The organism is Streptomyces sp. NPDC054841, assembly GCF_053611045.1.
On sequence record NZ_JBSGZO010000247.1, the window covers coordinates 1 to 12,679 of the forward strand.

Below are 12,679 nucleotides of genomic sequence, written 5' to 3' on the forward strand. Positions count from 1 at the left end.
CCAGTGCGGCCCGCTCCTCATCCGACAACGTCAACTCGGCCTTCGGCCGCCCCGTCCGCGCCATAGACCAAGCCTACACATCTGAACAGAACTCCTGACTCAGGACACTAGTAGGGCTTGTCCGGTGGATCAGGCCGGATCAGCGAGTCGCGTGAGACCGCGAGCCCGGCAGGATCCGCCGGACGGGCCCTGGCGGGACGGGCTACCGCTCGTCCCGCTCCTCCTCCCAGTGGAAGTCCGCCAGGGCCGCCGGCTCCCCGGCCGGCTCGGCGTCGCCCCGCCGGCGGCGGACCGCGCGCAGGACGAGCACCAGCGCGCCCGCGGCCAGGCCCATCACCAAGACCGTTCCGGCCACGACGAGCAGGATCACGACCACGCCCCGCTCGGCCAGTGCCCACGCGATCCGGCCGAGGTCCATACACCCGCACGCCAGCATGGAGTCAGCGTGCCCGCGCCCGGGCACGAGGAGACGACGCGTGCTCAAAACGCCGTGCGGCGTTGACCGTTCCGCGATGTCCGGCTATCGAACCCGACTGACCGGTTTCCGCCCTTGACGGTCAGTCAACATCTCGCTGAACATTCAGCACACACGCCGCACCCGCACAGCTCCAGCCTCCTGGGATTCCGTCGTCCCAGGGGGTCTCGCACGTTCCGTCCTGTCCCCGTACGGAATCCGGAGCCCCCACATGACCCACTCCGCGCACAGACGCACTGCCGCAGCGGCGGCACTCGCCCTCGCCGGGCTGCTCACCGCAGCCGTACCGGCCGCCACGGCAGCGAACGCCGCACCGAGCGCCGCCCCTTCCCCGGCGGCGCTCGCCGCGCCCGACATCCCACTGGCGAACGTCAAGGGCCACCTCTCCCAGCTCCAGTCGATCGCGACCGCCAACGGCGGCAACCGCGCACACGGCCGGACCGGCTACAAGGCCTCGATCGACTATGTGAAGGCCAAGCTCGACGCGGCCGGATTCACCACCACCCTGCAGCAGTTCACCTCCTCCGGCGCCACCGGCTACAACCTGACAGCCGACTGGCCGGGCGGTGACGCGAACCAGGTGCTGATGGCCGGCGCCCATCTCGACTCGGTCAGTTCCGGACCGGGCATCAACGACAACGGCTCGGGTTCCGCGGGCGTCCTGGAGACCGCCCTCGCCGTCTCCCGCGCCCAGCTGCAGCCGGCGAAGCATCTCCGTTTCGCCTGGTGGGGCGCGGAGGAGCTGGGCCTCGTCGGGTCGAAGTACTACGTCAACAACCTTCCGTCCGCGGACCGTTCGAAGATCTCCGGCTATCTCAACTTCGACATGATCGGGTCGCCGAACCCGGGCTACTTCGTCTACGACGACGACCCGACGATCGAGCAGACCCTCAAGGACCACTTCGCCGGGCTCGGTGTGCCGACGGAGATCGAGACCGAGGGCGACGGCCGCTCGGACCACGCCTCGTTCAAGAACGTCGGGATACCGGTGGGCGGCCTGTTCACCGGCGCCAGCCGTACGAAGTCGAGTGCGCAGGCCCAGAAGTGGGGCGGCACGGCCGGGCAGGCCTTCGACCGCTGCTACCACTCGTCCTGCGATTCGACGTCGAACATCGACGACACCGCGCTCGACCGGAACAGCGACGCCATCGCGCACGCCATATGGACGCTGTCCGCCGGGACGACCGTCCCGCCCGGTGATGTCTACGAGAGCACTGCCGATGTCGCGATACCGGACAACGGCGCCGCCGTGACATCGTCGGTCACCGTGACCGGCCGTACGGGGAACGCGCCCGCGACTCTCAAGGCGAGCGTCGACATCAAGCACACCTGGCGCGGCGACCTGGTCGTCGATCTGCTGGCGCCCGACGGCACGGCCTACCGGCTGAAGAACTCCAGCGGAAGCGACTCGGCGGACAACGTCATCGCGACGTACACCGTGAACGCGTCGAGTGAGGTCGCCAACGGCGCCTGGAAGCTCAGGGTGCAGGACGTGGCGGCCCTGGACACCGGCTACATCGACAGCTGGAGGCTCACTTTCTGAGTCTCTCCCTCCGGCCCACCCCCCACAGACTGCATGCGTATGCACCACTGCATACGCATGCAGTTGCGTTTACGGGGGGACCCCGGGAGGCACCTCAGGCCGTGATGTCCTTCGCCGTGAACCGCGCCCACGCCGCGGAGCCGAACACCGCCGCGTACACACCCTGCAGGCCCAGGTTCCGCAGTACGTCGTCCCAGAGGACCGGTTCGCGCAGGACGTCCGCGAAGGACAGCCAGTAGTGCGGGAACAGATAGGGGTGGACCGCGTCGAGCTGCGGGATCGTGTCCAGGATCTGCGCCGTGACCACCAGCCCGACGGTCGTCGCCATCGCCGCGACTCCACTGCCGGTGAGTGTCGAGACGAACAGTCCGAGCGCCGCGAGTCCCGTCAGGGACGCGGCGACGAGCAGTGCGATCAGCAGCGCGCGGAGCAGGCCGTCCGCGAAGGAGATCCGGGTCCCGGAGATGGTGGTGACCTCGCCGACCGGGAAGAGCAACGCCCCCACGACGAGGGCCGAGGCGGCCACGGCGAGCGTGGCGGCCAGGCAGAAGGCCAGCGTGGCCGCGTACTTCGCGAACAGCAGCCGGGTCCGCCCGGCCGGGGCGACGAGCAGATAACGCAGGGTTCCGCTGTTCGCCTCGCCGGCGATCGCGTCGCCCGCGACCACGCCGACCGCCATGGGCAGGAAGACGGGGAGGGTCGCGGCGAGCGCGGCGAAGACGAGGAAGAGGCCGTTGTTGGTGATCTGGGTGAAGAACGCCGGGCCCTGACCGCTGCCGTCGCCCACCGGGCCGCCGTCGCTCGTCTCGATCCTGATGGCGACACCGATGAGTACGGGCACGGCGGCGAGGACGCCGAGCAGCGCGACGGTGCGCCGGCGGCGGAAGGTCGTGACCAGCTCGGAGCGGAAGAGCCCGAGGGACCAGAGGAGGCGGGGTGCTGGCGTTCCGGCCCCCGACGACCTCTCCGGCCCTGCCTGCGAGGTCCCCTCCGATCCGGCGTGCGCCGCCGTTTCAGCCCGCGACATCGAAGCCCTCCCCCGTCATGGCCACGAACGCGTCCTCCAGGGACGCCCGTTCCTGGCCGAAGGCCCGTACCCGGACGTCCGCGCGCACCAGGGCCGCGTTGATGTCCGCCGGCTCGGCTCCGGCCGGCGGATCCCCGGTCACCCGGTCCTCGGTGACGGTGAGACCGGTGACCCCGAGCTCCTTCAGTACCCGGGCGGCGTCGGCCGGGTCGGGGGTGGTGACGGAGAGGCGGCCCCGGGTCTGCGCGGCGAGTTCGGCGACGCGGCCCTGGGCGATGAGGGTGCCCCGGTTCATGACGGCGGCGTGTGTGCAGACCTGCTCGACCTCGTCGAGGAGGTGGGAGGAGAGGAAGACGGTCGTGCCGTCCGCCGCGAGCTCCCTGATCAGCGCGCGGATCTCGCGCATGCCCTGCGGGTCCAGGCCGTTCGTCGGCTCGTCCAGCACGAGCAGACTGCGCGGCTGGAGCAGCGCGGCCGCCAGCCCGAGGCGCTGCTTCATGCCGAGCGAGTACGCCTTCGCCTTGCGCGAGGCTGCGGCGCCGAGCCCGACCCGGTCGAGCGCGGCGGCGACCCGGGCCCGGCGGGTACGGGGGTCGGCGGCCGGGTCGGCCGAGTCGAACCGTACGAGGTTGTCCCGGCCGCTCAAGTACCCGTACAGCGCGGGTCCTTCGATCAGTGCGCCCACCTTCGGCAGGACCGTGCGGGAGGCGCGGGGCATGGGGGCGCCGAGGACGGTGGCGGTGCCGGAGGTGGGCTCGATGAGCCCCATCAGCATCCGGATGGTGGTGGTCTTGCCCGAGCCGTTGGGCCCGAGGAACCCGAAGACGCTGCCGGCGGGCACGGCGAGATCCAGCCGGTCGACGGCGAGATGCCCGCCCCGGTAGCGCTTGGTGAGCCCTCGCGTCTCGATGACAACGGCTTCGGTCATGCGTTCCCTCATCGTGGAACCGGTCCGCCGAGGCCACGGCGGAATCTCCGTCGTGGCCTCGGCCGGAAGGGGCCGGCTACTTCGCCTCGTTCGCCGCCTTGATCAGCGCGTCCTGGGTGACCGCGCCGACGTAGACCTTGCCGTTGTCCGTCATCAGGGCGTTGACCAGGCGGGTCTTGAAGACCGTGCCGGTGCCGAAGTCGCCCTTGACCTGGTCGCCGAGGGCGTCCAGGAACTTCTCGGCCTCCGGCGGGACATCGCCGGACTTGGGGGCGGTGATGCTCTCGCCGCCGGGGGCCGTGAGCTCGGCGATCGTGGTCCAGCCCTCGCCGATGACGTTCAGCCCCTTGAAGTCCTCCATGCCCTCCAGGCCCTCGAGGCCCTCCGGAGCCTTGGGGGCCTCCTTCTCCCGGCTGTTCAGTTCGTCCGACTCGGTGACCTTCGCGCCCTTCGGCGGGCTGAAGTCGAACGTCGACGCGGCGGGCTTGGAGAAGTCGACCTTGGTGAAGCCCGCGTCGACCGCCGCCTTGCCGCCGCTGCTCGGCAGCAGCGTGAACTTCAGCGGCACGCCCTTCTCGGCGTCGACCGCGATCCTGATCGAACCGATGGTCGAACCGCTCTGCTTGGGCTTGATGAGCAGCTGGTACGCGTCACGGCCGGCGATCCGGGCCGTGCCGTCGACGGTCACCGAGGTCGTGTCGTCCACGGCCTTCAGCGCCTCGTCGGCGAGGTCCTTCGGCGTGGTGGGCAGCTCACTCGGAGCCTCGTGCTCCGTGCCGTCGGCCTTGTCCGCGCCCTTGCCGTCCTCCTTGCCGTGGAAGACCTCGTTGGACTTGCTGTCGTACGCCCAGACATCGGCCCCGTTGTGGATGAGGCTGTACTCCGCAGCGTCGTCGAGGATCGACAGCTTCTGCTTGTCCGGGCCGTCGGTCGCGACCCGCAGCGTGTGCGTGCCGGACACCAGCTCCATCAGCTTGGCGTCGGGCGACGCGGACGAGCCGGCCTCGCCGCCCTTCTCACCCTCCGGCGCGAAGCTGCTCGCCATGTCGCCCGCGAGCCCGCCCAGCGAAGGAATGCCCAGGTCGGTGCTGATCTTCACGGTGCCGGACAGCTGCTGCACATCCGACTTGGCGATCTTCTCGATGAGTTCCTGTGCCGTGATCTTCGGCAGATCGGGGTCGCCGACGGCGGCGAGCGCCGGGACGAGCCCGATGGTCGCCGCGGCAACTCCCGCCACCGCGACCGGGACGATGTACCGCGCCGCCTTGCGGCGGCCGACGGTGAGGTCCCCGGCCTCTTCGGTGGTCCGTGCGTTGTCGTTCGGTGCCATGGTGTGCCCTACCTCCGTGATCGGCGGCGTCGTCCGTCCAGTGCACGAGTCCACCCCGCGCCGCCATTCTCACCCGTATTGGTCAAGTTGGTGAGGAGTGGTTGTCTCCATCTGACCAAATCGGGCGGGTAGAAGCGTCAGCCCTCGGGATCAACTCCGCGTACTGCTCCGGTATGACCCGAGGGCCCGTTCGCCTCACCCGACCAGTAGGGGGCGCCGCGTCACGGCTCAGCCGGCGCGGTGCACCACCGCGTCGCAGAGCTCCACCAGCGCGGCCTTCGCGAAGCACTCGGGCAGCGGCGCCAGCATGGCCCGCGCCTCCTCCGCGTACCGCACGGTGTCCCGCCTCGCCTGCTCCAGGGCAGGGTGGACCCGCAGCCTGGCCAGCGCCTCCGCGTGCCGGGCGTCGTCCGTCAGATCGCCGGCGAGCAGCTCGACCAGCTCCAGGTCCTCCGGCCGGCCGTGCGCGGCGGCCTGCTCCCTCAGCCGGAGCACCGGCAGGGTGGGGATGCCCTCGCGCAGATCGGTGCCCGGGGTCTTGCCGGACTCGCGCGAGTCGGAGGCGATGTCGAGGACGTCGTCGGCGAGCTGGAAGGCGACGCCGAGCCGCTCCCCGTACTGGGTGAGGATGTCGGTGATGCCCTCGTCGGCGCCCGACATCATGGCGCCGAAGCGCCCGGAGACGGCGATCAGCGAGCCGGTCTTGCCCGCGATGACATCGAGGTAGTGCTCGACGGGGTCGCGGCCGTCGCGCGGGCCGGCGGTCTCCAGGATCTGGCCGGTGACCAGCCGCTCGAAGGCCTCGGCCTGGATGCGTACGGCCTCGGGGCCCAGGTCGGCCAGGATGTGCGAGGCCCGGGCGAAGAGGAAGTCGCCGGTCAGGACGGCCACCGAGTTGCCCCAGCGGGCATTGGCGCTGGCCACCCCGCGGCGCACGTCGGCCTCGTCCATCACGTCGTCGTGGTACAGCGTCGCCAGATGCGTCAGCTCGACGACGACGGCCGAGGGCACGACACCCGGCGCGTACGGGTCACCGAACTGTGCCGCGAGCATCGCCAGCAGCGGCCGGAAACGCTTGCCCCCTGCACGTACGAGATGCTGCGCGGCCTCCGTGATGAAGGGCACCTCACTCTTGGTGGCATCGAGCAGCCCCGCCTCGACAGCCGCCAATCCGGTCTGGACATCGGCCTCAAGAGCCTGGTCCCGCACGCTCAGCCCGAACGGCCCCACGACGGTCACGAGAGGTACTCCTGTCTGCTGACGATCACACGGATTGTCGATGTGTCGCTGCCATCACTCAAGTCAGCGTATCCGGTCGCCTTTCGATCACCATGGGCGCCTTCCCGCCACCCCCGGTATGTTCTTGATCAGCTCATACGACCGGTAGTACGACTTTTATCCGGAACTGCGACCGAACTCGAAGCGAACGGCGAGCAGCCCCGGGCCGAGACGACCGTCCACCGAGGTCCGCGCCATGAAGATCCGCACCGAGTATCCCTACGAGACCCGCCACGAGGACATCCGCATCCCCATGGCCGACTCGACGAGGCTCTACGCACGCGTCTGGCGGCCGGTCACGGACGAGCCCGTACCGGCCCTCCTCGAATACCTCCCGTACCGGCTGACCGACTGGACCGCGCCCTGGGACTGGCAACGCCATCCCTGGTACGCGGGCCACGGCTACGCCTCCGTACGGGTCGATGTGCGCGGCCACGGCAACAGCGAGGGCCTGCCCGGCGACGAGTACTCCGCCACCGAGCTGGCCGACGGGGCCGCCGTCGTCGAATGGCTCGCCGAGCAGCCGTGGTGCAACGGGCGCGTCGGCATGTTCGGGGTCTCCTGGGGCGGGATCAACGCCCTGCAGATCGCGGCGCTCGCTCCCGAGCCCCTGAAGGCCGTCGTCACGGTCTGCTCGACCGACGACCGCTACGACGACGACGTGCACTACCTGGGCGGCTCGGTGGTCGCCATGGACATGCAGGCCTGGGCCGCGGCCCTGCTCGCCTTCACCGTCCGGCCGCCCGATCCGCTGTTCGCGGGCGAAGGCTGGCGCGAGATGTGGGTGAACCGGCTGGAAGCCGTGCAGCCCTTCGTCCACACCTGGCTGGACCACCAGACCCGCGACGACCACTGGAGGCACGGCAGCGTCTGCGAGGACTACGGCGCGATCCGGGCCGCGGTGCTCGCGGTGGGCGGCTGGCACGACCCGTACCGGGACACGGTCCTGCGGCTCGTCGAGAACCTCGACCCGTCGCGGGTACGGGGGCTGATCGGGCCCTGGGGGCACCAGTACCCGGACCAGGGGCTGCCGCCGGGCCCGGCGATCGGCTTCCTCCAGGAGACACTGCGCTGGTGGGACCACTGGCTGAAGGCCGGTCCCGACAGCGCCCATGCCGGGGGCGGCACCGGCGCGAGCGGCACCGGCGCGAGCGGCACCGGCGCGGGCGGCACCGGCGCGGGCGGCACCGGCGTCATGGCCGAGCCGCTGCTCCGCGCCTGGATCAGCGAGTCCCATCCGCCCGCGACGACGTACGACGAACTGCCCGGCCGCTGGGTCGCCGACGACGCGTGGCCGTCCGCACACATCACCCCGGTGGAGTACGCCTTCCGGGGTCCGCCGGTGATCGTCGACTCCCCCCAGCACACGGGACTCGACGCCGGGCGCTTCGTCCCCTGCGGCAACGACGCCGACCTGCCGCCCGACCAGCGCGACGAGGACGCCAAGTCGGCGAGCTTCGAATTCGCGGTCGACGAGCGGACGGAAATCCTGGGACGGCCCCGGGTGACGCTGCGGCTGCGCATGGACGTCCCCTTCGGCCAGGCCGTCGCCCGCCTCTGCGACGTGGCCCCGGACGGCAGCTCGACCCTCGTCACCCGTGGCGTCCTCAACCTCTCCGCCCGCCACGGCCGCGACCGCGCCGACGCCTGGCCGCCGGGCGCCACGGAGGACGTCACCTTCGAGCTGAACGGCATCGGCCACGCCTTTCCGCCCGGCCACCGCATCCGGCTCGCCGTGTCCTCCGCGTACTGGCCCTGGATCTGGCCCCGGGCCGGGTCCGCGGGCTTCACCCTCGACCCGGCGGGCTCCTCCCTCGGACTCCCCGTCCGCGCCCCCACCTCCGACGCGATCGCCTTCGAGGCCCCGGAACACTCCGGGCCGCTCGGCGTCGTCACCCCCGTGACCCTCGACCCGCCCCGCCCCGGGCGGCTGATCGTCCGCGACGTCGCCAAGGGCGAATGGCGCCTGGAGGCCGACCCCGGCCACGGCGGCACCCGCGTCCACCCCGACGGTCTCGAATACACCGAGGAGGCCCTGGACACGTACACGATCGAGGAACGGGACCCGTTGTCCGCACGCACCCGTTCGGACTGGAAGATCCGCCTCCACCGCCCTGAACCGGCGTGGGACGTACGGATCGAGACCCGCTCCGAAATCACGTGTGACGCGGCCCATTTCCTCACCTCCGACGAGGTGGTGTGCCGGCACGGGAGCGAGGTGGTCTTCCACCACACCTGGGAGAAACGGATCCCGAGGGTGGCGGGCTAGTGCCGTGACCGGAAAGGCTCACCGGCTCGCGACGCCCTGCACGGCACTCCCCCAGCTACCGCTGGGAGGTACCCCCACGCTGCGTTGTCGCATCACCCAAGTACGTCCAGTACGAGGGCGATACTCCGCCTTGCGATGTACCGCACCGGACGCCGCGAGCTTCCCGGCAAACCTTTCCAGCCACAGCACCAGGTATCGCCTGCGGCGGGCTTTCCCTCTTTCCGCCCCTTCCCGCCCCTTCCCGGTCCCGGGGCAAGCCCCCGGACCCCGGTACGGCCTTCGGCCGTGTCCTCAATCGCCGGACGGGCTGGATTCCGGGGCGGGGCAGCCCCGAAATCCAGCCCCCGCTGAGGGGTCGCCCACGCCCGCAGGGCACAGGGGGCGTGTGAGGAGCGGAGGTTCGGAGGCAGAACCCCCGACCGGGCAGGCGGCACTGCCGTCGGCACCCCACCCCCACGTAACGTGTCCCCCACACACGTGGAAAGCGAGGCAAGCACCGATGCCCGAGCAGAGCCCGCTCGATCTGGCCGAGGGCGATCCCTTCGGCCCGCACAATCTTCCGTACGGCGTGTTCACCACCGCGGACGAGCCCGGCCGGCGGCGGCTCGGCGTCCGGATCGGTGACCACGTACTCGACGCCGGAGCCGCGGCCCACACGCTCGGCTCGCCGTACGCCGCGCTGCTCGCCCAGCCGAGCCTGGGCCCGCTCCTCGCGGCGGGCCGCACGGCCTGGCGGGACGTGCGCCGCGCGCTCACCGCGTGGGTGACCGTGCCCGCCCACCGCCAGGACATCGAGCCGCTGCTGCACCCGCTCGGCTCGGTCACCCTGCATCTGCCGTACGAGGTCGCCGACTACGTCGACTTCTACGCCAGCGAGCACCACGCCACCAACGTCGGCCACATCTTCCGCCCGGACGGGGACGCCCTCACCCCCAACTGGAAGCATCTGCCGATCGGTTACCACGGCCGCTCCGGCACGGTCGTCGTATCCGGGACGGACGTCGTCCGGCCCTCCGGCCAGCGCAAGACCCCTGCCGATCCGGCCCCCGTCTTCGGCCCGTCCGTCAAGCTCGACATCGAGGCGGAGGTCGGCTTCGTCGTCGGCACCCCCTCCAGGCTCGGACAGCCCGTGCCGCTGACCGCCTTCCGCGACCATGTCTTCGGGCTGCAGCTCCTCAACGACTGGTCCGCGCGTGACATCCAGGCCTGGGAGTACGTCCCGCTCGGCCCGTTCCTCGGCAAGTCGTTCGCCACGTCCGTCTCCGCCTGGGTCACCCCGCTCGAGGCCCTCGACGCCGCCCGCGTCGCCCCGCCCGCCCGGGACTTCGACCTGCTCCCCTACCTCGACGACTCCGGCGAGGAGGAGCCCGGCGGTCTCGACCTCCGTATCTCCGTCGCGATCAACGGACAGATCGTCGCCGAGCCGCCGTTCGCCACCATGTACTGGACGGCCGCCCAGCAGCTCACCCATATGACGGTCAACGGCGCCTCGCTCCGTACCGGAGACCTCTTCGGCTCCGGCACGGTCAGCGGCCCCGATGTCCACCAGCGCGGTTCCCTCCTCGAACTCACCTGGAACGGGCGCGACCCGCTGGAGCTGCCGTACGGGAAGCGGACCTTCCTGGAGGACGGCGACGAGGTCACGATGACCGCGTGGGCCCCCGGCCCGGACGGTGTCAAGGTCGGCCTCGGCGAGGTGACGGGCCGGGTCGTGCCCGCCGCGGACTAGGGAGTGTCTTCAAAGTAGCGTCGTCCGCCCCAAGGGCGGGCCTGGCGGCGTCTGGTGCGTGCGATCGCAAGGCGGAGGAAGGAGTCCATGCGGAGCATCGGCGACTGACGACAACGCAGCGTGGGGGCACCTCCCGTGCCCGAAGGGCTACGGGGGAGTGCGTGCCAGACGCCGCCGGGCAGACGGGACTTTGAAGACACGACCTAGCCGCGGCCAGACCCTGTTCTCCGGCCGGCCGGGTTCTGTCCTCCGGAACGGGCCCAAGAGCCTGCCCGGGTGGCAGATCTTCCCCCAGCCGGATCCGTAAGCGCAGGTCAGAGCCGTTCCCCGAGTCCCGGGTAGTGGCGCAACACTGCCGCAACACCATCGGCGGGCGTGCGTCGGTATGGTCCGACGCATGCCCGCCGAACGCATCCGAGACCACGCCGGACAGGGAGCGACCGCCGTCGCCGCCCGGCGTCGTCGGCTGCGTGCCGACCAGGCTCGGCAGCTCGCCGATCTGCTGCGCCACCAGATCATCGCGGGAGGCTTCCCGGACGGCGTGCTGCCCCACGAGGGCAGTATCGGCCGTGCCTACGGCGCCAGCCGCAACACGGTTCGCCAGGCCCTCGACCTGCTCCGCGGCGAGCAGCTCGTGGACCGGGTGCCGGGCCTCGGCACGGTCGTCGTCTGCCGCAAGTACCGGCACGGCCTCAACCGGCTGCAGGGCCTCGCCGAGACCCTGCACGAGCACGGCGCGGTCACCAACGAGGTCCGTACGGTCGGCCCGGTCCCGGCCCCCGCGCCGGTGGCCGCCCGGCTCCGCGTACCCGAGCACAGCGACGTGCTCTACATCGAACGGCTGCGCCTCCTCGGCGGCCTGCCGCTCTCCCTCGACCTCACCTACATCCCCATGGACATCGGGACCGAGCTCATCGGCTGCGACCTGGAGAGCACCGACGTCTTCCGGCTCCTCGAAGCCCTGACCGGACAGCCGCTCGGCACCGCGGAGATCACCCTCGAAGCCGTGAACGCCGACGCCCACTCCGCAGCCGTCCTCCGGGCACCGCGCGGCGCCGCCGTCCTGATGCTGGAACGGCTCACCCACCTCGCCGACGGCCGCCCCGTCGACCTGGAGTTCATCCGCTTCCGCGGTGACCGCATCACGATGAACGGTCTGCTGCACCGCACGCGCTGACCCCCTTCCGCACCACCTCACTGGAGACAGCCATGCCCCTGGCGCCCCAGCGGGCCGACGTGCCCGTGACCATCGACGAGTCGAAGTGCATCGACGGCTGCACGCTGTGCGTGGAGATGTGCCCGCTGGACTCGCTCGCCATCAACCCGGACAGCGGCAAGGCGTACATGCATGTCGACGAGTGCTGGTACTGCGGCCCGTGCGCGGCCCGCTGTCCCACCGGAGCCGTCACGGTCAACATGCCCTATCTGCTCCGCTGAGAGGTACGAACTCCCATGCTCCGCAAGGCACTTGCCGCGCTCACGGCCGCCGCCGCACTGCTCCCGCTCACCGGCTGCGGCAGCGCCGCGGAGGCCGGCGACGGATCGACGGTCACCGTCACCGTCGGCTACCAGTCCAAGACCATCAACACCGTCACCGCCGGCACGCTCCTGCGCTCCCTCGGCTACTTCGAACGCGAACTCCGCGCCCAGGGCGAACGCGACAGCAAGACCTACCGCGTCGTCTGGCAGGACTACGCCACGGGCGCGCCGATCACCGCGCAGATGACCGCCGGAAAGATCGACATCGGCTCGATGGGCGACTTCCCCCTGCTCATCAACGCCGCCCGCGGCAAACAGCTGAACCGCCCGACGAAGCTCGTCTCGGTCACCGGCTACAACCTGCGCGGCGGCCTCAACACCGTGGTCACCGCGCCAGGTTCACCCCTGGCCTCGCTCAAGGACCTGGCCGGCAAGAAGGTCTCCACGAGCGTCGGTTCGGCCGCCGACGGCACCCTCGTCCGCGCCCTGGAGCGCGCCGGCATCGACGACGTCCGCAAGCTCAACCAGCAGCCGGCGGTCGGGGCCGCCGCGCGCTCCGCCCGCCCCCCCCACCCCCAAACGCACTGAGGAGCCAAGCCCCGCCACCGCGCCAAACACGGC

At 71.1% G+C, this 12,679-nt stretch carries 10 protein-coding genes and 1 pseudogene; 6 read left to right on the forward strand and 5 right to left on the reverse strand.

Annotated elements, in window-relative coordinates:
* Positions 1 to 202: 202 nt before the first annotated feature.
* Positions 203 to 436: a hypothetical protein gene (locus ACWGI8_RS27455; RefSeq protein ID WP_453664856.1), complete on the reverse strand. Its 234-nt coding sequence runs from the start codon at positions 434 to 436 to the stop codon at positions 203 to 205.
* Positions 437 to 686: 250 nt separating this feature from the next.
* Here ACWGI8_RS27455 and ACWGI8_RS27460 point away from each other — a divergent pair, with 250 nt between their 5' ends.
* A complete protein-coding gene (locus ACWGI8_RS27460; RefSeq protein ID WP_453664857.1) occupies positions 687 to 2,018 on the forward strand; it encodes a M28 family metallopeptidase in 1,332 nt (443 codons plus the stop codon).
* Between the two features lie 94 nt (positions 2,019 to 2,112).
* On the opposite strand, the gene ACWGI8_RS27465 is transcribed toward ACWGI8_RS27460, so the two are convergent.
* The 4 genes from ACWGI8_RS27465 to ACWGI8_RS27480 form a co-directional block, all read right to left on the reverse strand.
* On the reverse strand, positions 2,113 to 3,045 hold the full coding sequence (locus tag ACWGI8_RS27465) for an ABC transporter permease (protein WP_453664859.1): 933 nt from the start codon (positions 3,043 to 3,045) through the stop codon (positions 2,113 to 2,115).
* A complete protein-coding gene (locus ACWGI8_RS27470; protein ID WP_453664860.1) occupies positions 3,032 to 3,973 on the reverse strand; it encodes an ATP-binding cassette domain-containing protein in 942 nt (313 codons plus the stop codon). Before ACWGI8_RS27470 ends, ACWGI8_RS27465 begins: the two co-directional genes overlap by 14 nt.
* A 76-nt stretch (positions 3,974 to 4,049) precedes the next feature.
* Entirely contained in the window at positions 4,050 to 5,303 is a 1,254-nt protein-coding gene (locus ACWGI8_RS27475) for a LolA family protein (RefSeq protein WP_453664862.1), read from the reverse strand.
* A 228-nt stretch (positions 5,304 to 5,531) separates the two neighbouring features.
* Positions 5,532 to 6,542: a polyprenyl synthetase family protein gene (locus tag ACWGI8_RS27480; protein WP_453664864.1), complete on the reverse strand. Its 1,011-nt coding sequence runs from the start codon at positions 6,540 to 6,542 to the stop codon at positions 5,532 to 5,534.
* A 235-nt stretch (positions 6,543 to 6,777) separates the two neighbouring features.
* Here ACWGI8_RS27480 and ACWGI8_RS27485 point away from each other — a divergent pair, with 235 nt between their 5' ends.
* The 5 genes and pseudogenes from ACWGI8_RS27485 to ACWGI8_RS27505 form a co-directional block, all read left to right on the forward strand.
* Entirely contained in the window at positions 6,778 to 8,850 is a 2,073-nt protein-coding gene (locus ACWGI8_RS27485; protein WP_453664865.1) for a CocE/NonD family hydrolase, read from the forward strand.
* A 499-nt stretch (positions 8,851 to 9,349) separates the two neighbouring features.
* On the forward strand, positions 9,350 to 10,579 hold the full coding sequence (gene fahA, locus ACWGI8_RS27490; protein WP_453664867.1) for a fumarylacetoacetase: 1,230 nt from the start codon (positions 9,350 to 9,352) through the stop codon (positions 10,577 to 10,579).
* Between the two features lie 397 nt (positions 10,580 to 10,976).
* Entirely contained in the window at positions 10,977 to 11,756 is a 780-nt protein-coding gene (locus ACWGI8_RS27495) for a GntR family transcriptional regulator (RefSeq protein WP_453664869.1), read from the forward strand.
* 32 nt (positions 11,757 to 11,788) lie between these two features.
* Positions 11,789 to 12,016 (forward strand): 4Fe-4S dicluster domain-containing protein, encoded by a 228-nt coding sequence (locus ACWGI8_RS27500; RefSeq protein ID WP_384238753.1) that lies wholly within the window; start codon positions 11,789 to 11,791, stop codon positions 12,014 to 12,016.
* A gap of 15 nt (positions 12,017 to 12,031) precedes the next feature.
* Positions 12,032 to 12,619 (forward strand): annotated as a pseudogene (locus tag ACWGI8_RS27505) (ABC transporter substrate-binding protein); the annotation flags it as partial.
* Positions 12,620 to 12,679: the final 60 nt, after the last annotated feature.

Coding starts and splice junctions, on each gene's coding strand:
- ACWGI8_RS27500 (WP_384238753.1), top strand. CDS start 11,789: ATGCCCCTGGCGCCCCAGCGGGCCGACGTGCCCGTGACCATCGACGAG.
- ACWGI8_RS27460 (WP_453664857.1), top strand. CDS start 687: ATGACCCACTCCGCGCACAGACGCACTGCCGCAGCGGCGGCACTCGCC.
- fahA (WP_453664867.1), top strand. CDS start 9,350: ATGCCCGAGCAGAGCCCGCTCGATCTGGCCGAGGGCGATCCCTTCGGC.
- ACWGI8_RS27475 (WP_453664862.1), bottom strand. CDS start 5,303: ATGGCACCGAACGACAACGCACGGACCACCGAAGAGGCCGGGGACCTC.
- ACWGI8_RS27495 (WP_453664869.1), top strand. CDS start 10,977: ATGCCCGCCGAACGCATCCGAGACCACGCCGGACAGGGAGCGACCGCC.
- ACWGI8_RS27465 (WP_453664859.1), bottom strand. CDS start 3,045: ATGTCGCGGGCTGAAACGGCGGCGCACGCCGGATCGGAGGGGACCTCG.
- ACWGI8_RS27455 (WP_453664856.1), bottom strand. CDS start 436: ATGCTGGCGTGCGGGTGTATGGACCTCGGCCGGATCGCGTGGGCACTG.
- ACWGI8_RS27485 (WP_453664865.1), top strand. CDS start 6,778: ATGAAGATCCGCACCGAGTATCCCTACGAGACCCGCCACGAGGACATC.
- ACWGI8_RS27470 (WP_453664860.1), bottom strand. CDS start 3,973: ATGACCGAAGCCGTTGTCATCGAGACGCGAGGGCTCACCAAGCGCTAC.